General features: G+C 59.5%; 19 protein-coding genes and 2 pseudogenes. 7 read left to right on the forward strand and 14 right to left on the reverse strand.

Translation table 11 applies throughout. From position 1 onward, the window contains the following. Window positions 1-163: 163 nt before the first annotated feature. A pseudogene (locus QE432_RS01865) lies at window positions 164-938 on the forward strand (IclR family transcriptional regulator). Window positions 939-1,043: 105 nt separating this feature from the next. On the opposite strand, the gene tal reads toward QE432_RS01865, so the two are convergent. After that, entirely contained in the window at window positions 1,044-2,009 is a 966-nt protein-coding gene (gene tal, locus QE432_RS01870; RefSeq protein ID WP_013762313.1) for a transaldolase, read from the reverse strand. Window positions 2,010-2,215: 206 nt separating this feature from the next. Here tal and QE432_RS01875 point away from each other — a divergent pair, with 206 nt between their 5' ends. After that, window positions 2,216-3,202 (forward strand): sugar-binding transcriptional regulator, encoded by a 987-nt coding sequence (locus QE432_RS01875; protein ID WP_065660367.1) that lies wholly within the window; start codon window positions 2,216-2,218, stop codon window positions 3,200-3,202. 66 nt (window positions 3,203-3,268) lie between these two features. Here the strand turns inward: QE432_RS01875 and QE432_RS01880 are convergent, their stop codons facing one another. After that, on the reverse strand, window positions 3,269-4,141 hold the full coding sequence (locus tag QE432_RS01880) for a methylated-DNA--[protein]-cysteine S-methyltransferase (RefSeq protein ID WP_003516183.1): 873 nt from the start codon (window positions 4,139-4,141) through the stop codon (window positions 3,269-3,271). Window positions 4,142-4,272: 131 nt separating this feature from the next. Then, the gene (locus QE432_RS01885; protein WP_003516181.1) at window positions 4,273-4,752 is read right to left on the reverse strand and encodes a DUF2244 domain-containing protein; all 480 of its coding nucleotides are present in this window, start codon (window positions 4,750-4,752) and stop codon (window positions 4,273-4,275) included. 37 nt (window positions 4,753-4,789) lie between these two features. Between QE432_RS01885 and nth the strand changes: the two genes are divergently transcribed. Then, complete coding sequence (gene nth, locus QE432_RS01890) at window positions 4,790-5,572, forward strand: endonuclease III (RefSeq protein ID WP_003516179.1); 783 nt, start codon at window positions 4,790-4,792, stop codon at window positions 5,570-5,572. Here the strand turns inward: nth and QE432_RS01895 are convergent. Next, window positions 5,534-6,271, reverse strand: coding sequence for a sulfate transporter family protein (locus QE432_RS01895; RefSeq protein WP_003516176.1), 738 nt, complete (start codon window positions 6,269-6,271; stop codon window positions 5,534-5,536). The genes nth and QE432_RS01895 overlap by 39 nt on opposite strands. Window positions 6,272-6,566: 295 nt before the next feature. On the opposite strand from QE432_RS01895, the gene QE432_RS01900 reads away from it, so the two are divergent. After that, window positions 6,567-7,400, forward strand: a complete 834-nt coding sequence (locus tag QE432_RS01900; RefSeq protein ID WP_025595058.1) for a MurR/RpiR family transcriptional regulator — start codon at window positions 6,567-6,569, stop codon at window positions 7,398-7,400. Between the two features lie 65 nt (window positions 7,401-7,465). Here QE432_RS01900 and QE432_RS01905 read toward each other — a convergent pair whose 3' ends face one another. From QE432_RS01905 to QE432_RS01950, 10 genes are all read right to left on the reverse strand, one after another. Continuing rightward, window positions 7,466-9,040 (reverse strand): FGGY-family carbohydrate kinase, encoded by a 1,575-nt coding sequence (locus tag QE432_RS01905; RefSeq protein ID WP_003516172.1) that lies wholly within the window; start codon window positions 9,038-9,040, stop codon window positions 7,466-7,468. A 60-nt stretch (window positions 9,041-9,100) separates the two neighbouring features. Continuing rightward, window positions 9,101-9,820, reverse strand: a complete 720-nt coding sequence (locus tag QE432_RS01910; RefSeq protein ID WP_003516170.1) for an HAD family hydrolase — start codon at window positions 9,818-9,820, stop codon at window positions 9,101-9,103. 6 nt (window positions 9,821-9,826) lie between these two features. After that, on the reverse strand, window positions 9,827-11,311 hold the full coding sequence (locus tag QE432_RS01915) for a mannitol dehydrogenase family protein (RefSeq protein WP_113291302.1): 1,485 nt from the start codon (window positions 11,309-11,311) through the stop codon (window positions 9,827-9,829). A 91-nt stretch (window positions 11,312-11,402) separates the two neighbouring features. Continuing rightward, on the reverse strand, window positions 11,403-12,401 hold the full coding sequence (locus tag QE432_RS01920; protein ID WP_013761442.1) for an ABC transporter ATP-binding protein: 999 nt from the start codon (window positions 12,399-12,401) through the stop codon (window positions 11,403-11,405). A 12-nt stretch (window positions 12,402-12,413) separates the two neighbouring features. Continuing rightward, complete coding sequence (locus tag QE432_RS01925; RefSeq protein WP_003510506.1) at window positions 12,414-13,238, reverse strand: carbohydrate ABC transporter permease; 825 nt, start codon at window positions 13,236-13,238, stop codon at window positions 12,414-12,416. A gap of 12 nt (window positions 13,239-13,250) precedes the next feature. After that, the gene (locus tag QE432_RS01930) at window positions 13,251-14,123 is read right to left on the reverse strand and encodes a carbohydrate ABC transporter permease (protein WP_013761441.1); all 873 of its coding nucleotides are present in this window, start codon (window positions 14,121-14,123) and stop codon (window positions 13,251-13,253) included. A gap of 172 nt (window positions 14,124-14,295) precedes the next feature. Beyond that, window positions 14,296-15,609, reverse strand: coding sequence for an ABC transporter substrate-binding protein (locus QE432_RS01935; protein WP_003518078.1), 1,314 nt, complete (start codon window positions 15,607-15,609; stop codon window positions 14,296-14,298). 143 nt (window positions 15,610-15,752) lie between these two features. Then, window positions 15,753-16,706 carry a sugar-binding transcriptional regulator gene (locus tag QE432_RS01940; protein WP_003518080.1) on the reverse strand — a complete coding sequence of 318 codons (954 nt, stop codon included), beginning with the start codon at window positions 16,704-16,706 and terminating at the stop codon, window positions 15,753-15,755. Window positions 16,707-16,967: 261 nt separating this feature from the next. Continuing rightward, window positions 16,968-18,818, reverse strand: a complete 1,851-nt coding sequence (locus QE432_RS01945) for an ABC transporter ATP-binding protein (protein WP_003518082.1) — start codon at window positions 18,816-18,818, stop codon at window positions 16,968-16,970. Window positions 18,819-18,866: 48 nt separating this feature from the next. Then, window positions 18,867-20,030, reverse strand: coding sequence for a M20 aminoacylase family protein (locus tag QE432_RS01950; RefSeq protein WP_003518084.1), 1,164 nt, complete (start codon window positions 20,028-20,030; stop codon window positions 18,867-18,869). Window positions 20,031-20,335: 305 nt separating this feature from the next. Here QE432_RS01950 and QE432_RS01955 point away from each other — a divergent pair. The 3 genes and pseudogenes from QE432_RS01955 (at window position 20,336) to QE432_RS01965 (ending at window position 24,046) form a co-directional block, all read left to right on the forward strand. Then, window positions 20,336-22,046 (forward strand): annotated as a pseudogene (locus tag QE432_RS01955) (peptide ABC transporter substrate-binding protein). A 76-nt stretch (window positions 22,047-22,122) separates the two neighbouring features. Then, window positions 22,123-23,133, forward strand: a complete 1,011-nt coding sequence (locus QE432_RS01960) for an ABC transporter permease (protein ID WP_003518086.1) — start codon at window positions 22,123-22,125, stop codon at window positions 23,131-23,133. Next, on the forward strand, window positions 23,126-24,046 hold the full coding sequence (locus tag QE432_RS01965; protein WP_013762302.1) for an ABC transporter permease: 921 nt from the start codon (window positions 23,126-23,128) through the stop codon (window positions 24,044-24,046). Before QE432_RS01960 ends, QE432_RS01965 begins: the two co-directional genes overlap by 8 nt. Window positions 24,047-24,073 lie beyond the last annotated feature (27 nt).

Genomic DNA, 24,073 nt, shown 5'->3' on the forward strand with positions numbered 1-24,073 from the left:
CGCCAGTGAATTTCATTGATCTCAAATATGGATCGACAATTCATATGTAAACGCGGTATTCATGTAACGTCAAGCAGGCTTGCGCAAAAGGGCAGCGTGCGGCAACGGTATTTAAAAAGTGCATTTCCCGCCAGGCAATCCTGCAAAACGCCACCGAGGCAAGATGACCGAAGACGACAGCGAAAGATATCGCGCCCCCGCCCTCGACAAGGGTCTGGACATTCTCGAGCTTCTCGCCCGCACGGATGGCGGGCTGACGCAGATCGAGATTGCCAAGGCCATAGGCAAAACCCCGAACGAGCTTTACCGCATGCTGGACCGCCTGGTGCGCCGTGGTTACGTACAGCGGCTGGAGGGTGACCGGTTTTCGCTGACGCTGAAAATGTTCGGGCTCGCACATTTTCACGCGCCGGTGCGCCGGCTGGTCTCTTTCGCAGCCCCGGTGATGCGCGATTTTTCCGCAAGCGCCGAGCAGGCCTGTCATCTGGCAGTTTACGACCGCGGCAGTGTTGTCGTCATCGCCCAACAGGAGTCCTCCACCTATTGGGCGATGTCCATGCGGGTGGGCGCGCAGATGAGCCTCTTCCAGACCGGTTCCGGCCATGTGCTGCTGGCCTTCCAGAACGAGGTGCAGCGCAAGATCATGATCACCGAGCAGGTGCGCGGTGGCGGGGAAACCGAGCCTTCAGACCTTGAAGAGCGGCTGGCGGAAGTTCGCAGGAATGGTTTCGAATCCATGGACAGCATGCAGACCGCAGGCGTGCGCAATATTTCCGCCCCCGTGCTGACACTTGATGGTACCGCACTTGCCGTCATCACCTGCCCCTATATCACCCCGCTTGGCGGCAAGGCCCCGACGCGCGAGGCCTGCGAGGTACTGATTCCGCGATGCGGCAAGGCGCATTTCCGAAGTGGCGACGGGTCAGGGAACCATCTGAGACGCACAAAAAAACGCGACCGGCAGGGACCGATCGCGTTTAAAGTGACTGAAGATTTCTGTATCTTAAACGCAAAGGGGACCGGGATGGTTCCCCTTTTTGTTATCAGGCGGCAGCCAGCGTCAGTTCCTTGCGGACCATTTCGCGCAGCGTTACCAGATCCTTGGCGAACAGGCGGATGCCTTCCGAGAGCTTCTCGGTTGCCATCGCGTCTTCGTTCATTGCCCAGCGGAACGCCTTTTCATCAAGCGACTGCAGCGGCTCGGCCTTCACATTGTCGGGCGAAAGCTTGCGCTCAAGCGTGCCGGTGTCCTTGTCCAGTTCCTCCAGCAGCGCCGGGCTGATCGTCAGGCGGTCGCAACCGGCAAGCGCTTCGATCTCGCCGACATTGCGGAACGATGCGCCCATGACGACGGTGCCGATGCCATTGGCCTTGTAATAATTGTAGATGCTGCGCACCGAAACGACGCCCGGATCGGTCTCGGCAGTGTAGGTCTCGCCGGTCGACTTCTTGTACCAGTCGAGGATACGGCCGACGAAGGGCGAGATGAGGAAAGCTTTCGCTTCCGCGCAGGCGATGGCCTGTGCCTGCGAGAACAGCAGCGTCAGGTTGCAGTCGATACCCTCGGACTGCAGGACTTCTGCAGCCTTGATGCCTTCCCATGTGGAAGCCAGCTTGATGAGGATGCGTTCACGCTCGATACCGCGCTCCTTGTAGGAGGCGATGATGTGGCGTGCCTTGGTGATGGAGGCCTGTGTGTCGAAGGACAGGTCGGCATCGACTTCCGTCGATACGCGGCCGGGAACCAGACCTGCAAGGGCTGCACCGACGGAAATGGCAAGACGGTCGGCAACGGCCGCAACGACAGCGTCAGACTGGCCGCCCTGTTTCTTGCCCCAGGCAACGGCTTCCTTCACCGCATCCGCGAACGCGGGGGTGCCGAGCGCCTTCAGAACGATGGTGGGGTTGGTGGTGCAATCCACCGGCTTCAGGCGCGCAACCGCCTCGATGTCGCCGGTATCGGCAACGACCGTGGTGATAGCGCGAAGTTGTTCGAGTTTGGACGTCATGGCGAATGATCCTTCATGATCTCTTGTAAACTTGCACAGCCGTCTTTTCGTTCCCGCACCATGGTGCGCCCAAGGCCGAAATCACGGTTTTGTCCGGCTCCGACTATCGCAAGCGGCAAGGTCGAAAGTCAAGACATTTGCGCATCGCAATTGACATAAGTTTCATGCCTGCGATACTCCGCCCCATAAAGAGAGTGACAAAAACCGTGGCGAAACTGAGAAGAGAAACCCATACGGCCTATTCGGAAGCGGCTTCGCTGAGGCTGCGTGCCGCATGGCTCTACTATAATCAGGGTTTGACGCAGAAAGATGTCGCCGAGAAGCTCGGCATCAGCCGCTCCACCGTCATACGCCTTCTGGACGAGGCGATGAAACGCTCCGAAGTACAGATCTGGATCAACGAGGGCATCGAGGATTTCGTCGAACTGGCCGGCAGGCTGGAGGCAGCTTATGGGCTGGATGAGGCGGTGATCATTCCCTCCCCCGGCCCATCCCCCGGCAAAGCGAATGCCGAAGGCACGGCCAAGGCCGTTGGCCTGGCGCTCGGGCAATTCCTTTCCGAAGCGGTGCCGAACGACGCCACCATCGGCGTCGGCTGGGGGCGCACCATGACCGCCTCGCTATCCAGCTTTCGCCCGCCGCGCCGGGAAAACTGCAAGGTCGTCTCGCTGCTCGGCGGTATCGTCGCCGTGCACCAGACAAACCCGCTTGATTACACCTGGCGGCTGGCAAGCGCGCTTGGGGCGGAATGTTACATGTTCCTTGCACCGCTGCTGGTAGACTCCGTCGAGACCAAACGGGCGCTGATTGAGAAATGCGGACTTGCCACGCTTTATGATCTGGCCGAAACGCTCGACCTCGCCATCGTATCCTGCGGCGATATCGGCCCGCATTCCACTTCGCTGTCGGAAGGTTTCATTTCGAAGGAAACGCTTCAGGAACTCATCGATGCCGGCTGCGTCTGCGACACCATGTTCAACTTCATCGACGCGGAAGGCCGCTCCGTCGATCACCCGATCAACGAGCGCGCCATGGCGATCGATCTAGACACGCTGCGCAAGGCCAAACACATCGTGCTCGCCTCCGGCGGCGCCCACCGAGCCATCGCCATCCGCGCCACCATCAAGCGCATCGGATGCAATACGCTGATTACAGACGAGGCGGCGGCAAGAGCGTTGATAGAACTGGTTTAGGCCTCGACATGCGACCCGGGCTGTTCCTCATTTCTGCGCTTGTCACAGGGATGAGGGAGAGCTGCCTCACACCTTCCCCGTTTCCCATCCCAACATCGCCCGTTTGCGGGTAAGGCCCCAGTGATAACCCGTGAGCGCCCCGCTTTTTCCCACAGCGCGATGGCAAGGAACGACGAAGGAGACCGGGTTCGCGCCAACAGCTGCACCGACCGCACGGGAGGCAGTTGGCTGGCCAATATCGCAGGCGATGTGCGAATAGGTAACGGCGCGGCCCATGGGAATTTTCAGAAGGCTTTCCCATACCCGCACCTGAAAATCCGTGCCGAGCAGCACGACCCGCAGTGGCCGGTCCGCCGACCACAGCGTCGGTTCGAAAATACGTGCGGCATAGGGCGCGGTGGCTTCACGATCCTCGACATAATCCGCATTCGGCCAGCGACCTGCCATGTCCTCGAAACAGGCTCTTTCCTCGCCGGGATCGGCGAAAGCGCAGCCGGCAAGACCGCGATCGGTCACCATGACCAATGCAAGACCGAAGGGTGAAACATGGAAACCGTACCGGATCGTCAATCCACCGCCCTTGGCCTTCCATTCGCCCGGAGACATGGCCTCGTGGGTGACGAACAGATCGTGCAGGCGGCCGGGCCCAGACATGCCGACCTCGATCGAGGTTTCCAGCAGCGGCAGATCCTCTTCGCGCAACAACCTTTTGGCATGATCGAGCGTTACGGCCTGCAAAAACGCCTTGGGGGAAAGACCGGCCCAGCGGGTGAAGGTCTTCTGCAATTGCGTCGGCGACTGGCCGAGCCTTGCGGCAATGGCTTCAAGGGAGGGCTGGTCGCGATAATCCAGCGTCAAAAGCTCGATAACCCCGCGCACCGTATCGTAATCCGAACCGATGGGGGTGATGTCTTCATTCAGCATGATATTGGCGTTCATCGCATGTCTCCTAACGCCTCACAGAAAACCATCAAAGCGCGTCGGTCTCCACCCGTTTCTTGCGCCGTACTCAGTTTCTGCCGAGATACCGGCCTCGAGCCGATTGACGGGTTTTAAGCGGAATTATCCGCTCACATCCGCCGCACCGTCGCCAACGCACCGCCGAAAGCCTTGGCGAAGCTTTCCCGGTCATCCGGATTGAGAAACGAGCCGATATCCGTTGCCTTGCCTTCACCCGTTACATGCATGGAGACGATGCCGATTTCCTCGTGCCGCTGAACCCTGAAGCGGGCCCAGAATGGGTTGAAACGATGCTCGACGACGCGGCCAGTCGGGGAGAATTTGCGGATAGACAGGCTGGTGCGCGAGACGCTCACCTCTTCCCGCGCCTTCGCTGCCCGGTAATTGGCGCGAAAGGCGACATAAAGCAGCAGAAAATCCAGCCCGAGGAACAGGCCGACGGGCCATGCGCCAGTGGTGAGGAAAAAGCCGCCATGGAGGAGGCATGCAAGCCCGGACAAGGCGAGAAGGAGCCGGAAACCTCTTCTTCCGAGCGAACGATGCGGAACGAGTTCCGCCGCAAAAATCGGCTGATCGTTGAGCGTATCCACGTTGATTTCCTCAGGGCGGGCTGGCTATAGATAGGTCATGACAGTCGCCAAAAAACGATCCAGCACCCAAACATTGAAAAAGTCAAATGCGACATCCGCCCGCAGACCGGCGCGTGTGAAGACGATCTATTCGAAGGACGAGTTGAACGAGATCTTCCGCCGTTTCTCCATTCAGCGGCCGGAGCCGAAAGGCGAGCTGGAACATACCAACCCCTTTACCCTGCTGGTGGCCGTGGCGCTTTCGGCGCAGGCGACCGATGTGGGCGTAAACCGGGCGACGCGGGCGCTGTTCAAGGTGGCCGATACGCCGGAAAAAATGCTGGCACTTGGCGAGGAGGAGCTGATCGGCCATATCAAGACCATCGGGCTTTACCGCAACAAGGCCAAGAACGTTATCGCTTTGTCACAGATGCTGATCGACAATTTCGGCGGCGAGGTGCCGAGGACGCGCGAGGAGCTGGTGACCCTGCCCGGCGTGGGCCGCAAGACGGCCAATGTGGTGATGTCGATGGCCTTCGGTGTGCCCACACTCGCCGTGGACACCCATGTTTTTCGTATTGCCAACCGGCTCTGTCTTGCGCCGGGGAAAACCCCGGATGAAGTGGAAGACCGGCTCGTCCGCATCATTCCCGAAGAATATCTGTTCCATGCCCATCACTGGCTGATCCTGCACGGGCGTTATTGCTGCAAGGCGCGCAAACCGGAATGCGAGCGCTGCGTGATTGCCGATATCTGCAAGTCACCGGAAAAGACCTTCGATATTCCAGCTCCGCTCGTGGAACTACCCGCGCAATTGTTCGGTGCGGCCAGCGGCGAATGACGGATCGCGCCGGCTGACGGCCTTGTGCAGATGCACCATCATCGAAGCCGCAAAAAGCGGCGTCAGAAGGTTGAGGAAGGGGATTGCAAGGAACGCTGCAATCACCAGCCCGGCCATGAACACGGTTGTGCGGTGTTTCAGCCGGAAAAGCCGCGCGTCAGCGGGCGAGCGGAAACGCATGGCTGCAAATTCGAAGAACTCCCGGCCCAGCAGATAACCGTTCACCAGAAAAAAGGCGATGAGGTTGACGCCCGGCACCAGCAGCAACAAAAGCGCAATCAGGTTGCCGGCAATGACGACGCCAAAGAACTTGATCGATGACACCACGGCCTCACCGATGGGCATCGCCTTGCCCGGCGGATCATCGGGATAGGTCTTTTTCTCCACGACTTCGGCGACATCGTCGAGAAACAATCCGGCAATAACGGCAGTGACGGGCGAGATCAGCAAGGCCAACGCCAAAGCCAGCCCGATTCCGGCGAAAATGGCGAAAACGAAAGTCAGCCATCCCGCCCAGTCAGGCACGCTGGGGATCAGCGTATCCACCCACGGCAAGGCGAAATAGATGAAGACAGAGCGGATGGCGAACCACAGCGCTGCCAGCACCAGAAGCGTCAGCCCTAGAACCTTCCAGAACACCGACCGGGTCTCGGTGGCAAAAAGATTGCTGAAGGCAAGCCTCGCCGCATTAAAAATCATTCGGAACTCCTGTGACGCCTCTCGCGTTTTAAACTGGCGTTCAGGAGAGATAGGCGCCGCCCATCCGCTCCGCAAGACAGGAATGAAGACGTCGCTGTTGGGAATTAAACCGCTGATGGAATTTCCCTTGAATAAAAGACGTCTCTAAAATATAATAATCTATCTATTAGAATTCGCATTCCGGTCCGGTGGAGGACAAGGCCGGAAAAGCTCGCCCCCACCGACAAGTCGCGGTTCGCACGCTCGCCCGGGCGCGCGGATGCATCATCGTTCATAAATATAAAAGAATGAGGCGTTGGTGGAACAGCTACTGTTGAATCTGACCCGTGCCATGAAGGCCGGTACGCCTTCAGAGCGCAAGATCGCCAAATATCTGATCGAGCATCTGGACGAATTGCCGTTTGAGACGGCGCAGACGCTGGCTGCCAAGCTCAGTCTCAGTCCGATGACGGTTGGACGTTTTCTGCGCTCGCTCGGATACCGGCAATTCAGCGATATTCGCATCGATCTGCGCCACGCCGAAGAGACCGCGGGCGTGGACCAGCCCGCTATTGTTGAAAGCGGCGATCAGAAGTCCAATCCGTTTTCGCAACTCCTTTCCCAACAGATCCAGGCCATTCAGGCTGCTTTCGAAATGACGGACCAGCCGATATGGCGCGTCGCCATGAGCGAGATCGCTTCGGCGGCAGATGTTTTTCTGGCAACGTCACCGGAAGGCCTTGGCACTGGAAGGCACTTTCACGGGCGGTTGCTGGAGTATCGCAGACGCGTGCACTTCCTCGGCAGCGACAGCGCCGCCTATATCGCCCTTTGGGACTTCGATCCCGCAGAAGCGCTTCTCATCCTCATGGATTGCGGCGGCAGCATCACGCCCTTGCAGAGCCTTTCTGCGACAGCGCGAAAGAGCGGCTACAGAACCCTGTTGATCACCACCCGGTTTTATGAATGGGGACCGGAAAGCGCCGATATCTGTCTTGCCATGCCGCACACCCAGACCGGCGGACAAGGCCTGCTGCAGCTCGTTGCGCTGATGGAATTCACCCTCTGCAGCCTGATTGCCGGAGCCGACGAGCAGCGCACGGCACGCATGAAAAACCTAACCGGCCTGAAACGCTCGCTTGGCATCTGACCCTCGGCGGGAGGAAACGGATCGCGCCCGTCCGCCACGACCTTACCTGCCGTTGTCGGCAAAGATCAGAGGCTTTCCAGCTCCTGGCGATGGCGGTGCATGGCGAGAAAACGGCGATAATCCCGCTCGTAAAGCGGTGTGAGCGCCGGATTGCCTGGGATTTCCGTATTGCCCGGATACATGGCGGCACCCGCCGCTGCAAGGCCCGCATGCACACCGCCGGCGGCTGCCGCCGTCATTGCAGTGCCGAGAAGAACGGCGTCGGCTGTGGCAGGCACGACGATGCGCTTGCCGGTCACATCAGCGTAAAGCTCCATCAACAGCGGGTTCTTCACATGGCCGCCGGTAACGTGCAGGCTTTCGACGGCATAACCGAAACGCTCCATCGCATCGAGCACATGGCGCGCGCCAAGCGCAATCGCCACGGCAGTGCGCCAGTAGAGCCGGCAGAGACTGTCGAAGGATGTATCGAGCGTCAGCCCGCTGATGACGCCCACCGCATGCGGATCGGCGAGCGGTGAGCGGTTGCCGTGGAAATCCGGCAGTACATGTAGCCGTTCGGCAAAGGCCGCGCCCTCGAGCGCGCGCAATTCGGTAACCCGCGCAACGATGCGGGCGTGCAGCGCCGTATCCGGCTCTCCGCCCGCCGCGTGCATGCGCACGATATGATCGAGCAGCGCGCCGGTGGCAGATTGCCCGCCCTCCACCAGCCAGTGGCCGGGCAGCACCGCCTGCCAATAGGGACCCCACAGGCTGTGGCCTGGCATCTGCCGCTCGGACATGGCGACAAGGCAGCTAGAGGTGCCGGCGATCAGCGCCACATGTTTACCCACATCATCAGAAAGGCATCCGCCAAGCGCACCCAGCGTGCCGGCGTAAGCATCGATCATGCCCGCCGCCACCTGACAGCCGGTGTCAAGGCCGAGTTCGGCGGCAGCCTCGGGCGAAAGCGGGCCGATGGCTGTGCCCGGCATCACGGTCGTTTCGGGCAGGCCTGCCCGCTGTTTCAGATCGCCAAGCCCGGCAAGATTGAGATAATCCGCCTGCCAGCCGGGATTTTCCTGCGCCAGAAAATTCCACTTCGCCGTCTGCGTGCAATTTGAACGCTTAGTGGAACCGGTTGCCTTCCATGTCAGGAAATCCGCCAGATCGAAGGCGAAAGACATGCGCGCCCAGCTTGCCGGCAAATTCGCCTTCAGCCACATCAGCTTCGGCATCTGCATTTCCGGTGACACGCTTTTGCCGGCGAAATCCAGCACGCGGTGGCCGGATGCCGTCAGCCGGTCGGCCTCGCCGATTGCCCGATGGTCCAGCCAGACGATGGTGTCGAACCGGTCTTTGCCCGTGACGGAGACAGAAACCGGTTCCCCACGCTCATCACGGATAACGAGCGAGCAGGTAGCATCAAAACCAATGGCCGCTATGCTGTCCGCTAACACACCCGCGTCGGCAAGCGCTGCTCTCACCGCAAGGCAGACGGCGTTCCATATATCGGTGGAATCGTGTTCGGCGTGGTTTTCCTGCGGCCTTTGCATCAGGATGGGATGGGTTGAGCGGGCGAGAAGCCTGCCGGTCGGGTCGAAAATCCCGGCGCGGGCGCTCGCCGTTCCGACATCGACAGCGACGAGATTTTGACGCATCAAGACTTCAGTTCCATCCCTTGCGTAACGACCTCCGGGCGGTGGCAGGCATGGTTTCCTTCAGCCTGCGTCACGTTCCACCTGGCTGTCAAAACCGCCCTTCCCCATATAATCGCCGACAAGTTGAACCAAATCTTCCATGGCGTCAAACGTGGCATTGGCCCCGAGCTCCGCGATCTTTTCGCGAAATGCCGGAAACCGCGCATGCGAGCCGCCGGTGAAGGCAAAAACCGCCATGCCGGCTGCCTTCGCCGCCGCAATGCCCGCCGGGCTGTCCTCGATCACGATGCACTGACGCGGATCAGTGCCCATCTGCCTCGCCGCATGCAGGAAAAGGTCGGGTGCCGGCTTGCCGTTCTTCACCATGGTGGCGCTGAAAACATGCGGCTCAAATTTATCGATGAGGCCGGTCAGCCCCAGCGAGTAACGGATGCGTTCCGGTTGACTTGAGGAGGCAACGCAGCGTTTGAAGGCCACCAGCCTGTCCAGCGTTTCGGCAATGCCGTCGATGGGGCGCAACTCGGTGCGGAAACGCTCAAACAGCGTCGCGCGCATATGCTCGAGAAAATCGATGTCGGTCTCGATACCGTATTCCTCAAACAAAGTCGTCGTCATGCTGGCAACGCTGCGACCGAGAAAGCGGTTGTAGGCCTCTTCCTCCCCCATCTCCACGCCAAGATGGGAGAGCATGTCGAGAAGAACCGAGATGGAGACCGGCTCGCTGTCGACCAGAACGCCGTCGCAGTCGAAAATCAGAAGAGGTCCGGTTCCGTCTCGCATCTCACGTCACTTTTCAGCCAGCTTGTCATCCAGATAAAGCTGCAAGGTCTTCGCCGTGCCTTCGTGCCACAGTGTCGTCAATGCATGAGAGAAGCGTTTACGGAAAAGCTCCGATTCGGCAACCTCCCCGAAGATATCGTCAAGTGAAAGGAAGGCCATCGGGTCGTCCTTGGCCTTTGTGGCTGCCGCCTGTAGCCTCTCGGCGCTGGCGTCGTTGAAGGTGATTTGCCTGCCGCTGTCGGAGGTGCCGTAGAAATAACGGCACCACAGTGCTGAAACCAGCGACAGACCGACAATATCTTCACCGCGCGCCAGACGGTCGGCGGTGGAGGGCAGGATGAATTTCGGCTGGCGGTTGGAGCCATCCTGCGCGAGGCGCGGAATGGTATCGCCGATTTTCGGGTTGAGGAAACGCCGTTCGATCAGGCCGAAATATTCGCCAAGATCGGTATCGGGCACGGGCGGAATGACCGGGATGATCTCTTCCTTTTCGAGCTTTGCCAGAAACGCCCGGATCAGCGGATGCTCCATCGCCTCATGCACGAAATGGATGTCGAGCAGCGCTGCCGGATAGGCGATCGCCGCATGGCCGCCATTGAGGATGCGGATCTTCATGTGCTCGTAAGGCGCAACATCCTTGACGAACTGAACGCCCGCCTTTTCGAGCGCCGGTCGGCCCGCCGGGAAATTATCCTCCATCACCCATTGCTTGAACTCTTCGCAGAAGACCGGCCAATTGTCCTCGATGCCGAAATCGTCACGGGCGATATTGCGTTCGCGCTCTCCCGTGGCGGGGGTGATGCGGTCGACCATCGAATTGGGGAAAGCGACGTTATCGCCGATCCAGTTGGCGAAGGCCGGATCGGACAAGGCGGCGAGACCGACCACCGCGTTTTTAGTGACCTTGCCATTATGGGGAATGTTGTCGCAGGACATGACGGTGAAGGGTGAAAGCCCCTTGTCGCGCCGCGCCTTCAGCCCGGCAACGATAAGGCCGAACACGGTTTTCGGGGAAGACGGGTTCCTGCCATCCTCGGCAATCGCGGGATGCTGCGGATTGAAGGAGCCGGAAGCATCGATGAAATAACCGCCTTCGGTAATCGTCATCGAAACAATTCGGATTTTCGGATCTGCGAGCGTGTCGATAATGCCTTGGGTATCGCCAACCTTCAGAATGTCGATCATTGGCCCGGTGACGCGCGCACCGGTGCGATTATTGTCCTGCTCCACCACCGTGGTCAGGAAATCCTGCGCGGCAAGTTTTTCGCGCATTACTGCGTCCGATGGCAGTACACCCGCACCAATGATGGCGAAGTCGTGGTCCGCGCCGGTGTTGAACAGGTCGTCCAGGTAGACCGCCTGATGGGCGCGATGGAAATTGCCGACGCCGAAATGCACGATTCCGGCGGAAAGATCGGCCCGGGAATAGGCCGGAATCGCCGCGGTTTTTTTGGCTTCATCAAGCGTGGCGAGGGAGAGTTTGCATGTCATGTCACGATCCTCGAAGGGGAAACGTTGTTTGTGCCAGGACCGGATGACAGATACCCGGCACGCAGCGCGGATTTGCCTTCCGGTCTTCGCGTCATATCGCGATGCCCTTGTCATCGAACCTGTGGATTTTGGCATCATCTGGTGTGATGAAGACGGTATCGCCGTGTTTGCATTCGAATTCACCGTCGGTTCTGGCGGTGATGGGGCCGATGCCGGGGACGTCGAGGTGGAGGAAGGTGTCGGAGCCGAGATGTTCGGCAACCGTGACCTTGCCCTGCCACAGGCCGGTTTCCTTCGACAGCGTCAGGTGCTCGGGCCGCACGCCGGCGGTGGTCGCACCCTTTTGCCGGGCGTAATCGCCGGTCACCAGGTTCATGCGCGGCGAGCCGATGAAGCCGGCGACGAAGAGGTTGGCGGGCGAGCGGTAAAGCTCCATCGGCGAGCCGACCTGCTCGATATTGCCGCGGTTGAGGACCACGATCTTGTCGGCCATGGTCATGGCTTCCACCTGGTCGTGGGTGACGTAGATCATCGTCGTCTTCAGCGTGTTGTGCAGCTCGGAGATTTCCAGCCGCATGGTGCCGCGCAGCGCCGCATCGAGGTTGGAGAGCGGTTCGTCAAACAGGAACGCCTTCGGTTCGCGCACGATGGCGCGGCCGATGGCGACGCGCTGGCGCTGGCCGCCGGACAGTTGCGAGGGCCGGCGTTCGAGATAATCGGTGAGGTTGAGGATACGGGCGGCATCGTCGACCTTCTTGTCGATGACGGCCTTGTCGAGCTTGGCCATCTTCAGCGGGAAGGCGATGTTGTTCCTGACGCTCATATGCGGATAGAGCGCATAGGACTGGAACACCATGGCAAGGCCGCGCTCGGCCGGGGCCTTTTCGGTGGCGTCGTTGCCGTCGATGACTATTCTGCCGCCGGAGACGTCTTCCAGCCCGGCAATCAGGCGCAGCAGCGTTGACTTGCCGCAGCCGGAGGGGCCGACGAAGACGACGAACTCGCCGTCATGGATATCGAGATCGATCGACGGGATGACTTTTGCCTCGCCGAAGAGCTTGGACACGTTCTGAAGGGAAATGCTGCCCATTATTGTCGTTCCTTATTTCACGGCGCCAAAGGTGAGGCCACGCACGAGTTGTTTCTGCGAGAACCAGCCGATGACGAGAATGGGGGCGATCGCCATCATCGAGGCGGCCGAGAGCTTGGCCCAGAACAGCCCCTGCGGTGAGGAGAAGGAGGCGATGAAGGCCGTCAGCGGTGCCGCATTGGTGGTCGTCAGCCGGATGGTCCAGAAAGATTCGTTCCAGGCAAGAATGACGTTCAGGAGCAGCGTCGAGGCAATGCCCGGAACCGCCATTGGTGTCAGCACATGCACGATCTCGTTCCAGAGCGAGGCACCATCCATGCGGGCTGCCTCGAGGATCTCGCCGGGGATTTCGCGGAAGTAGGTATAAAGCATCCACACCACGATCGGCAGGTTGATGAAGGTGAGCATGACGGTCAGCCCAATGCGGGTATCGAGCAGGCCGGCATTGCGGAAGATCAGGTAGATCGGCACCAGCACCGCCACCCCCGGCATCATCTTGGTGGAGAGCATCCACATCAAAATGTCCTTGGTGCGTTTGGTCGGCGAGAATGCCATGGCCCAGGCGGCGGGAATGGCGATCATGAGCGCGATGATCGTCGAGCCGAGCGACAGCACGACCGAGTTCATGAACGGCTTGAAGTAATCGCGCTGGGTCTGCACGGTGATGTAGTTTTCGAGTGTGCCCGAGGGAATGAGGCTGAAGCCTGCGATCGCCTCCGGCTCGGTCTTGATCGAGGTGAGGAAGGCGTAAAGGATCGGGAAGAACAGCAAAAGCGCCACGGCCCATGCCGCGATGGTGAAGCCGATCTTTGCGCGTGTCGTTGTCTTGCGGGCCATGATCGCTTCTCCTTAACGGTCGAGGTTCTTGCCGACGGCGCGCATCAGGAAGATGGCGACGATATTGGCGAGCACGACGGCGATGATGCCACCGGCCGATGCGCCGCCGACGTCGTAGCCCAGAAGCGCCGTGCGATAGATGAGGAAGGCAAGGTTGGTCGAGGCGTAGCCGGGGCCGCCATTGGTGGTGACGAGGATTTCCGCGTAAACGCCGAGCAGGAAGATCGTCTGGATGAGGATGACGACGGTGATGGCGCGGGCAAGATGCGGCAGCGTCAGGTAGATGAAGCGGTTGATGAAGTTGGCGCCATCCATCTCGGCCGCTTCCTTCTGCTCGCCATCGAGCGACTGGAGGGCGGTGAGCAGGATCAGCGTGGCAAAGGGCAGCCATTGCCAGGCGACGATGATGATGATGGAGAGCAGCGGAAACTGCGCGAACCAGTCGACCGGCTGCAGGCCGAAGAAGCGGGACAGATCGGCAAGCACGCCGTAACCGGGATGCATGATCATGTTCTTCCACACCAGCGCCGCAACAGGCGGCATGACGAAGAAGGGCGAGATGATCATGATGCGCACGATGCCCTGACCGAAGATGTCCTGGTCAAGCAGAAGCGCAATCGCAATACCGCCAATGACGGTGATCAGAAGCACGCCGCCGACGATGGCAAGCGTGTTGAAGATCGACTGGAAGAAGGCCGGATCGGTATAGAAATACTGGTAATTGAACAGGCCCGCAAAGCTGACATTGGCAGGGTTGAGGAGATTGTAGTTCTGGAACGAAAACCACAGCGTCATCGCCAGGGGCACGATCATCCACACCAGCAAAAGCAGCACCGAAGGCGCAAGCATAACCCGCGCCAGACCGCTCGTGTTTCGTGTTGCCATTGCACTAACCTCCCCATGGGCTCGGGCATCACGAAATGCCCCCGGCATATCCGGAAGAACCGGCTCATTCCAGTTTTGATTTGAAAGGCTTAAAGGCCGCCGCGCAGCTCGCGGCTTGCGCCCCCAAGGTTCGCTGCCCGGCATTGGCGCCGGACAGCGATCTTCAGGAGGATTACTTGATGTAACCGGCGCGGGTCATTTCACGCGTCGCTGTCGACTGGGCGCTGGCAAGCGCATCGTCGACACTGGACTGGCCGGCAACGACCGCCGAGAACAGCTGACCGACCGTGGTGCCGAGCGCCTGGAATTCAGGGATCGCCACGAACTGACCGCCGGTGTAAGGCACGGGCTTTACGGTCGGCTTGGTGATGTCGGCGGCATCCATCGCAGCAAGCGTCGGCTTGGCGAAGGCGGCTGCTTTTTCATAGTCAGCATTCTTGTAAAGCGAGGTGCGGGTACCCGGAGGCACGTTTGCCCAGCCTTCCTTGGCAGCGACGAGTTGGGTATATTCCTTGCTGGTTGCCCAGGAGATGAACTTCTCGGCGGCATCCGCCTTCTGCGAGCTCTTCGGGATAGCAAGGTTCCAGGACCACAACCAGTTGCCATGGTTCTTCAGCTCGCCATGCGTCGGGAAGAGCGCATAACCGACCTTGTCGGCAACGGTCGAATCCTTCGGGTTTGAAACGAAGGAAGCAGCCACCGTGGCATCGATCCACATGCCGCATTTGCCCTGCTGGAACAGCGTCAGGTTTTCGTTGAAGCCGTTGGAGGAAGCACCCGACGGACCGGCATCCTTCATCAGATCGACGTAGAACTGAAGAGCACTCTTCCATTCCGGCTGATCGAACTGCGGCTTCCAGTTCTCATCGAACCAGCGGCCGCCAAAGGAGTTGGTGAGCGCGCTGATGAAGGCCATGTTCTCGCCCCAGCCAGCCTTGCCGCGCAGGCACATGCCGTTGATATCCGCCTTGCGATCGGTAATCTTGCGGGCAGCGTCACCGATGAATTCCCAGGTCGGGTTTTCAGGCATCTTCAGGCCGGCTTTTTCAAACAGGTCCTTGCGATACATGATCATGGCGGATTCGCCGTAGAACGGCGCCGCATAAAGCTTGCCTTCGCTGGAAAGACCACCACGGATCGCCGGCAGAATATCATCCACGTCGTATTTGTCGCCAAGCTTTTCGAGCGGCAGCAGCCAGCCCTGCTTGGCCCAGATCGGCACTTCATAGTTGCCGATGGTCATGATGTCGTACTGACCGCCATTGGTGGCGATATCGGTCGTCACGCGCTCGCGCAGGACGTTTTCTTCAAGCGTGACCCATTCCACCTTGATGTCGGGGTTCTTGGTGGTGAAGTCGGAGGTCAGACCCTGCATGCGGATCATGTCGCCGTTGTTGACGGTGGCGATGGTCAGCGTTTCGGCGGAAGCAAGGGTCGAAAAGGCGAGTGCCGAGCATGCGCCCAGCAAAATGGTCTTCAATGTCATATCTTCCTCCCAGAAGAAATTTATGAGCATTCGCTTTGCTCTGGGGCATTTACTCACCCGCAGCCGAAAAAAGTCAAGCAACATCCTGTGCTGCGGCGCACATGGAAAAATCAAACTATTGATTTTAATGGATTAATATTTGCTCAGTGTGTGAGCAAATATTCACTTGTCGCTTCGTCGGTGATGAGGCCGTTCAAAAGACCACCCCTCAGTGCCGCGAGAATCGAGGCATTCTTGCGCGCGCCCTGCGCCATGCCGATGACCGTGCAGGTCTCTCTGGACGGAATGGGAACGGAGGCGACGCGCTCGTTGACGGAATGGTCGAGAATGCGGCCGTTGGCATCATACATCCAGCCGCAGATTTCGCCGATCGCACCGCTTGCCATCAGGGCCTTCATCTCGTCGACACCGAGAAAACCATCAACGCAGAGCGGTGCATTTTCTCCCAGTTCGCCGACGCCGACGAAGGTGACATTGGCGGCTGCACCCAGCGCCAGCGTGGAGCGCACCATGGACTGGTCGTGCAGCAGTTCCCGCTCTTCCGCAGACGAGCAGAGAACCGGCAGCGGCATCGGGAAATGCCGCGCCTTGATGGCATCGGCCATACTGAAGATGACGTTGTAATAGGCGGCCGATCCATCCGGCCCGATATTGCCTGTCAGTGACACGATGCGGTGCTGCGGACATTCCATCGGCGGCAGTTGGTCCACAGCCGCCTTCAGCGTACGGCCGGTGCCGATGGCAAGCACGATGGGATCGGCATTTTTCAGCCAGCGCTCGATTTCCGCCGCGCCGGCCTCGGCAATGCCGACCGTGGAGGAAACGCCAGCGGGATCGCTCGGCACCACCTCGATATATCTAAGGTCGAATTTCTGCTTCAGCCGCTCCGCCTTTTCGAGACAGGCGGCGATAGGATGATCGAGCCGGACCTTGATCAACCGCTCGGCGACGGCCAGCGATACCAGCCGCTGCGCCGATTGCCGGGATATGCCCATGGCAGCGGCGATCTCGTCCTGCGTGCGGCCCGCGACATAATAAAGCCAGCCAGCACGCGCCGCATCATCCAGCCGTCCATGTGCGTCGTTCCGTCTGGCCATGCCGCCGCCCTCTAAGAATTATGCTCGAGCATTTGCTGGCATTTTTTCAGGCCGCCTGTCAAACGGCACAGCGACTGAGCGAAGCGTTTGGCGGGACCGGGCACCTCTAAAGAAGATGCAAAACATTTCCTCCGTCATGCTCGGGCCTGTCCCGAGCATCTGCAATGCACCGATTTACGAGACATTGGCAGATCCTCGGCACAAGACCCAGGATGACGTTGTGAACACAGAGGCACCTATCCCTGCGCAGTTTCCTCTATATCAAGCCGCTTCCTGCACCAGATGCCCTTCCGAAACCTCGCGGTAATGGCGTTGCGGCGGAACATAGTTCACAGGACGGATCGGGCTTTTGATCTCGTCCGTTGCCATGTTGCGCCTGATCTGGCGCCGGGCCGGATCCGGCACCGGAACGGCGGACATCAGCTTTTTCGTATAGGGGTGCTGCGGATTATCGAAGACGGCGGCGCGTGGGCCGATTTCGACGATCTCGCCGAGATACATCACCGCGACACGATGGCTGACACGCTCCACCACAGCCATATCGTGAGAAATGAACAGGAAGGCGAGGTTGAGGCTCTGTTGCAGATCGAGCAGCAGGTTACAGACCTGCGCCTTGATGGAGACATCAAGCGCCGACACCGCTTCATCGGCAACGATGACCTTGGGGTCAAGCATCAGCGAACGGGCAATGGCGATGCGCTGGCGCTGGCCGCCGGAAAACTCATGCGGGAAGCGCCGCATCATATCCGGGCTGAGGCCAACCTTCTCCATCAGGTCCGCCGCCTTTTCACGCGCCTGCGCCTTCGGTCCAAGCCGGTGTTCGATGAAGGGCTCCATGATCGCCGTCCCGATGCTCATGCGCGGATCGAGACTGGCGAAGGGGTCCTGAAAGATCATCTGCACGCTGCGGCGCATGGTGCGCAACGTCGTCTTGTCGAGTTTCATCACCTCGTAACCGTCGAGCGTCACGTTACCGGAGGTCGGTTCGATCAGCCGGGTGATCGACCGCCCCGTGGTGGACTTGCCGCAGCCGGATTCACCGACCAGCGATAGTGTCTCGCCCTCAGCCAGATCGAAGGAGACCTTCTCCACCGCATGCACGGCACCGGACTTGCGACCGAGAAGACCGGAGCGGATATCGAAGCGGGTCGTCAGGTCCCGGACCGAAAGAATGGGCGTGCGACCACCGGAAACCGTGTTCCTGACCTCTTCGACCGGTTGGCTTTCGCCGGTCTTGATATCGATGATCGGAAAACGGGCGGGCAGTACCCGCTCTTTCATCGAACCGAGCTTCGGCACCGCCGAAAGCAGGGCGCGCGTATAGGGATGGTTCCCGCGATGGAAGATATCGTCCGTTGTGCCGGTTTCCACCACGTCGCCGCGGAACATGACGATGGTGCGGTCAGCCACTTCCGCCACCACGCCCATATCATGGGTGATGAACAGGACCGACATGCCCTCCTCTTCCTGCAATTGCTTGATAAGGTCGAGAATCTGGCCCTGAATGGTCACGTCGAGCGCCGTCGTCGGCTCGTCTGCAATCAGGAGCTTCGGCTTGGAGGCAAGCGCCATGGCAATCATCACGCGCTGGCGCATGCCGCCGGAAAACTGGTGCGGATAGTCGTCGAAACGGTTCTTCGCATTGGGAATGCGGACTTTTTCCAGAAGCCTGACAACCTCGGCCTTGGCAGCAGATGAGGAAATATCCTGGTGCACGGTCAGCGCTTCGGCGATCTGCTTGCCGATCGGGAAGATCGGATTGAGGCTGGTCATCGGCTCCTGGAAGATCATCGAAATGTCCTTGCCGCGAACCTTGCGCATCTCCTCTTCCGGAAGTGCCAGCAAATCGCGCCCGCCGAGCATGACCTTACCCTCGATGCGGCTCGTTTTCTTATCGAGAAGCCGCATGATCGACAGCGACGTCACGCTTTTGCCCGAGCCGCTTTCGCCAACGATCGCCACCGTCTCGCGGGGCGCAATGTCGAAACTCATATTGCGGACCACCGATTTCCAGCCGCCATCAACGCGGAAGGACGTGGTCAGATTTTGAACCGAAAGAACCGGACTTACCGAACCGCCGGTCTGTTCCATGGATGTTGCCGCCAAAAGCATGCCGATCTCCTGAAAAGCGAAAGGCGGCCATGAAGGCCGCCGGATGTCTTACGCAGCAAGCGCGGTTTCGGCCATCGAGACCCAGTAGCTGATGCCGTAAGGCAGGGCCTCGTCGTTGAAGTCATAGGCGGCATTGTGCAGCCCGGCCGTGTCGCCGTTACCGATGAAGATGAAGGCGCCGGGGCGTGCTTCCAGCATGTAGGAAAAATCTTCCGCGCCCATATGCGGGTTGGGATTGGTGTTGACGGCGTTTGCGCCCGCCACGCCTGCCGCCACGCTGGTTGCGAATTCGGTTTCGTCATTGTGGTTAAAAGTAACGGGATAACCGCGATCGTATCTCACCTCCGCCGTCGCGCCATGCGCCATGGCGGTGGCTGTCGCCACTTCCTTCAGCCGTTTTTCGGCGAAATCGCGGGTTTCCGGCAGCAGGGTGCGCACCGTGCCGGTCAGCGTCACCGAACCGGGAATGACATTGCCCGCTGTGCCGCCGTGGGTAGTGGCGACGGTGACGACCAGCGATTTCAACGGGTCCGTTTCCCGCGAGACGATGGATTGCAGGGCGATGATGATATAGGCCGAGGTCAGCACCGGATCGACGGAAAGATGGGGGGCCGCCGCATGGCTGCCCTTGCCGGTAATGACGATCTCGAAACTATCCGCCGCCGCCATCGTCGAACCCTTGCGGATGGCGAAATTGCCGACCGGAATGCCCGGCTCGTTATGCATGCCATAGACCTGAGAAATGCCGAATTTCTCCATCATGCCGTCGTTCAGCATGGCAAGTGCCCCTGCGCCACCCTCTTCAGCCGGCTGGAAGATGACGGCCACGGACCCTTTGAAATTACGGGTCTCGGCCAGATATTGCGCCGCGCCCAAAAGCATGGCTGTGTGCCCGTCATGGCCGCAGGAATGGGCCTTGCCCGGAACCTTGGAAGCCCAGGGCTTGCCGCTGGTTTCGAGGATCGGCAGCGCATCCATGTCGGAGCGGAAACCGATGGTCGGGCCGTCCCCGTGCCGCCCCTTGATGATGCCCACCACGCCGGTCTTGCCAATGCCGGTTTCGACGATATCGCATCCGAAGGATTTGAGTTTCTCCGCCACGAATTTCGAGGTTTCGAAGACGTCGTAGAGCAGCTCCGGCGTCTCGTGCAGGTGGCGCCTCCAACCGGCTACTTCTTCCTGCATCTCGGCCACACGGTTCAATATCGGCATTCCCATTTTTCCTTTTTTTGTTCCCCGCCGGGTTGTCGGGAACCATATTGCGTTTGGAATTTCTGCTTTTGCAAGTATGAATTTCGCTAGATGAGTGAAAAATAGGCCCGAAGCCAATCGGCTCAAATTTTGTTCATCAATCAGAGTTTGGGGCTTGCATTTCAAAAAAACTGACAATAGCATCATTAGGAACGGAAGAATATTCGTTAGCAAAGTCAAACACTTAAAACAAAAGACTTGCAAATGACGTTGAGGAAAAGCGTCAAACATTCAAACAGATAAAATCTTCAAAGGGGAAAATCACAATGAAGAAGCGCAGCGTTCTCTTTGCCAGCACGGTGGCGGCCTTGGCCATGGCAGGCTCTGCCGCCCATGCCGAGCGTGGCAGTGACGGCGAACTGAAAATCCTTTTCTGGCAGGCTGTATCGACACTCAACCCATATCTTTCCGCTGGCACGAAGGAAGTCTACAGCTCGTCCATGGTGATCGAGCCGCTGGCGCGCTACGACGAAAAAGGCGAGCTGGTGCCGATGCTGGTGAGCGAAATTCCGACGGTCGACAATGGCGGCATCGCGAAAGATCTGCTCAGCATGACGTGGAAACTGAAGAGCGACGTCAAATGGTCTGATGGCACGCCCTTTACCGCTGACGACGTCATCTTCACCTGGAAATATTGCATCGCACCGGACGGCGGCTGCGCGCAGGCGGCACAATATGAAGGCGTGAAGAACGTCGAGGCGATCGACGCCCACACCATCAAGATCAGCTTCAACGAACCGAAGCCCTACCCCTACTCCGCATTTGTTGGCGCACAATCGCCTGTCATCCAGAAGAAACAGTTTGAAAAATGCGTTCGGCGCTGCGGCTCCCGGCTGCACATCCGCCAATTTCGGCCCCATCGGCACCGGCCCCTTCGTGGTCAAGGATTTCAAGCCGAACGACGTCATCAGCTTCGTGGCCAACCCCAATTATCGCGATCCGGCCAAGCCCGCCTTCGCCACGGCTACCCTGAAGGGCGGCGGCGATGCAGCTTCCGCTGCACGCGCCGTTCTTGAAACCGGCGAATTCGACTACGCCTGGAACATGCAGGTGGAGCCGGAAATTCTGGCCACCATGGTAGCTGCCGGCAAGGGCAAGCTGGAAACTGCCTTCGGCACGCAGGTCGAGCGTATCAATCTCAACTGGTACAACGCCGATCCTGCGCTGGGTGACAAGCGCTCCACCAAGGAAGGCGGCCCGCATCCGGCCCTTTCCGACCCGGCCGTGCGCCGCGCGCTCTCGCTTGCAATCGACCGCGATACTATCGATGAGGCAGGTTATGGCGAGGCAGGCAAGCCGACCTGCAATATCGTGCCGGCCCCGGAAGCCGTCGCTTCGACCAAGAATGACAGCTGGTGCCTGAAACAGGATCTGGAAGGCGCAAACAAGCTGCTGGACGATGCGGGCTGGGTAAAGGGCGCCGATGGCATCCGCGCCAAGAACGGTGTGAAACTGTCCTTCCTCTACCAGACCTCCACAAACTCCGTTCGCCAGGCCACGCAGGAACTGGTGAAGGACATGTGGTCGCAGATTGGCGTTGCTTCCGAACTGCGCAATGTCAGCGCCTCCGTCTTCTTCGGCGGCGATCCGGCAAGCCCCGACACCTTCCAGAAATTTTTCGCCGATGTTGAAATGTACACCAACAATTTCGACGGTACAGACCCGGAAAAATATCTGGCGGAATGGCTATGCGACAAGATCCCGGCTCCGGCTAACGGCTGGCAGGGCCAGAACATTCCGCGTTATTGCAACCCGGAATTCGACAAGCTGGTGGGCGAACTCTCCAAGACCGCAGACCCTGCCAAGCGCGGTGAGATTTCCAAGCAGCTGAACGATATGCTGACCGAAGAAGGCGCGCATATTCCGCTCATCCATCGCGGCAGCGTCTCCTCGCATTCGCTGACACTCGAAGGCGTTCGCATGAACGCCTGGGATTCGGAACTCTGGAACGTCGCGGATTGGTCCCGCAAAAAGTAACCCGCAAATGCGCGGTCGCCCCTGACGGGGGGACCGCGCTCATTTTGCGAGACCCTGACGGTCTGGAGACTTTCCGATGTTTACCTTTACGCTCCGGCGGCTTGCCTTTGCCGTACCGACGTTGCTCGTCATCAGCTTCGTCATCTTCGCCCTGCTCGATCTGGCGCCGAATGATCCGACCGGCGACCTGCCGCTGACCATTCCGCCCGAAGTGCGCGAGCAGATCCGCGCCTCGCTCGGTCTCGACCAGCCCTTCTTCATCCGTTACATGCTGTGGCTGCAGCAATTCTTCATCAATGAACCGCTGAACCTGTTCGAGAAGCTGACAGGCTGGCAGATCGGCGACGGCAGCCGCATGCGTGTGCTGTCCTGGGCAACGCGCAGCCCGGTGGTCGATCTCGTCATCCAGCGCATGCCGCAAACGCTTTGGGTCGTCGGCCTTGCCTATCTCTTCGGCGCGCTTCTGGCGATCCCGATCGGCGTCATTTCCGCCTACAAGCAATATTCGATCTTCGATCAGATCGGCACCTTCGTCTCGATGGTGGGTTATTCGGTTCCCACCTTCTTCACCGGCGTGCTGCTGGTCGTCATCTTCAGCTCCTATCTGCAATGGTTCCCTTCCGTCTACGACACCAATCTGCAGGTGACTGACTGGGGAAGCCTCGTGGCACAGATCAAACAGATGTTCATGCCGGTTCTGGTGCTGACCCTTTACAACGTCTCGCAGATCAGCCGTTTCGTGCGCGCCTCGATGCTGGACAATCTCCATCAGGACTATGTACGCACCGCGCGTGCCAAGGGCGTGAAGGAAAAATCCGTTCTGCTCGTTCACGTCCTGCGCAACAGCCTTATACCCGTCGTCACCGTCATCGCACTCGGCGTGCCGACGATCTTTTCCGGCGCCATCATTACCGAACAGATTTTCCGTGTGAACGGGCTTGGCCAATTGCTGATCACCGCCGTTCAGGGTGCGGATATTCCGCTGGTGCAGACGCTGACCTTCATTTTCGCGGTGCTTATCGTGCTCTTCAACCTGATTGCCGACGTGCTTTACGGCATTCTCGACCCGAGGATCCGCTATGACTGACGCCACCCTCGCAGCACCAGCCGTCGCCGCCACGCCTGTGCAATCGGCACTTGCCGATATCTGGAAACAGTTCCGGGTCCACAAGGGCGGCGTGGCAGGCCTGTTCGTTTTCATCTTTATTTTGCTTGCGGTCTATGTCGGCCCCTATATCCACACTGTCGCGCCCAATGCCATCAATGTGAAGGAACGCAACCAGTGGCCGTCGCTGGCGCATCCCTTCGGCACCGACAATCTGGGCAAGGACATGCTGGCGCAGGTGCTGGCGGGCGGGCGCATCTCGCTTGCCGTCGGCATCACCGCCATGCTGCTGGCGCTGTTTCTCGGCACGCTGGTGGGGGTGCTGTCAGGCTATTTCCGAAGACTTGACGGGCCGCTTATGCGGCTGACGGACCTTTTTCTGGCCCTGCCGCTGCTGCCACTGCTGCTCGTCATTCTCATGCTGTTCCGCGATACGCTGCGTGCCGCTTTCGGGCCGGAAACCGGTATCTTCATCCTCATCGTCTTCGTGATCGGGGTAACCAGCTGGATGCATACCGCACGCATCGTGCGCGGCGACGTGCTGACGATCAAAAGCCAGGAGTTTATCATGGCGGCGAAATCGAGCGGCATGCGCGAATACCGCATTATCCTGCGCCATATCCTGCCGAATGTGTTGAGTTCGATCATGGTCTCAGCCACGCTCGGCATCGCCTCGGCCATCATCACGGAATCGGCGCTGTCCTTCCTCGGCCTCGGTTTTCCGTCCGACTTTCCGACCTGGGGACGGCTGTTGTTCGATGGCGCCAACTTCCTGCAGCTGACGCCCTCGCGCGTGCTGTGGCCTGGACTGGCAATCTCGCTGACGGTTCTGAGCGTCAACTACATCGGCGACGCCGTGCGTGATGCGCTTGATCCAAGGGCGCTTAAGAGCTGAGGCGAAGGGCGCGGTGGCTGCGCCCTT

The organism is Agrobacterium sp. SORGH_AS_0745, assembly GCF_030818995.1.
Classification (GTDB): Bacteria; Pseudomonadota; Alphaproteobacteria; order Rhizobiales; family Rhizobiaceae; genus Agrobacterium; species Agrobacterium tumefaciens.

Bases quoted from the DNA above. Each gene is read 5' to 3' on its own strand.
- QE432_RS01910 (WP_003516170.1), bottom strand. From the start codon at position 9,820: ATGCGAGACGGAACCGGACCTCTTCTGATTTTCGACTGCGACGGCGTT.
- nth (WP_003516179.1), top strand. From the start codon at position 4,790: ATGACAGTCGCCAAAAAACGATCCAGCACCCAAACATTGAAAAAGTCA.
- QE432_RS01940 (WP_003518080.1), bottom strand. From the start codon at position 16,706: ATGGCCAGACGGAACGACGCACATGGACGGCTGGATGATGCGGCGCGT.
- QE432_RS01935 (WP_003518078.1), bottom strand. From the start codon at position 15,609: ATGACATTGAAGACCATTTTGCTGGGCGCATGCTCGGCACTCGCCTTT.
- QE432_RS01905 (WP_003516172.1), bottom strand. From the start codon at position 9,040: ATGCGTCAAAATCTCGTCGCTGTCGATGTCGGAACGGCGAGCGCCCGC.
- QE432_RS01915 (WP_113291302.1), bottom strand. From the start codon at position 11,311: ATGACATGCAAACTCTCCCTCGCCACGCTTGATGAAGCCAAAAAAACC.
- QE432_RS01880 (WP_003516183.1), bottom strand. From the start codon at position 4,141: ATGAACGCCAATATCATGCTGAATGAAGACATCACCCCCATCGGTTCG.
- QE432_RS01895 (WP_003516176.1), bottom strand. From the start codon at position 6,271: ATGATTTTTAATGCGGCGAGGCTTGCCTTCAGCAATCTTTTTGCCACC.
- QE432_RS01930 (WP_013761441.1), bottom strand. From the start codon at position 14,123: ATGGCAACACGAAACACGAGCGGTCTGGCGCGGGTTATGCTTGCGCCT.
- QE432_RS01950 (WP_003518084.1), bottom strand. From the start codon at position 20,030: ATGCCGATATTGAACCGTGTGGCCGAGATGCAGGAAGAAGTAGCCGGT.
- QE432_RS01960 (WP_003518086.1), top strand. From the start codon at position 22,123: ATGTTTACCTTTACGCTCCGGCGGCTTGCCTTTGCCGTACCGACGTTG.
- QE432_RS01925 (WP_003510506.1), bottom strand. From the start codon at position 13,238: ATGGCCCGCAAGACAACGACACGCGCAAAGATCGGCTTCACCATCGCG.
- QE432_RS01945 (WP_003518082.1), bottom strand. From the start codon at position 18,818: ATGCTTTTGGCGGCAACATCCATGGAACAGACCGGCGGTTCGGTAAGT.
- tal (WP_013762313.1), bottom strand. From the start codon at position 2,009: ATGACGTCCAAACTCGAACAACTTCGCGCTATCACCACGGTCGTTGCC.
- QE432_RS01920 (WP_013761442.1), bottom strand. From the start codon at position 12,401: ATGGGCAGCATTTCCCTTCAGAACGTGTCCAAGCTCTTCGGCGAGGCA.
- QE432_RS01965 (WP_013762302.1), top strand. From the start codon at position 23,126: ATGACTGACGCCACCCTCGCAGCACCAGCCGTCGCCGCCACGCCTGTG.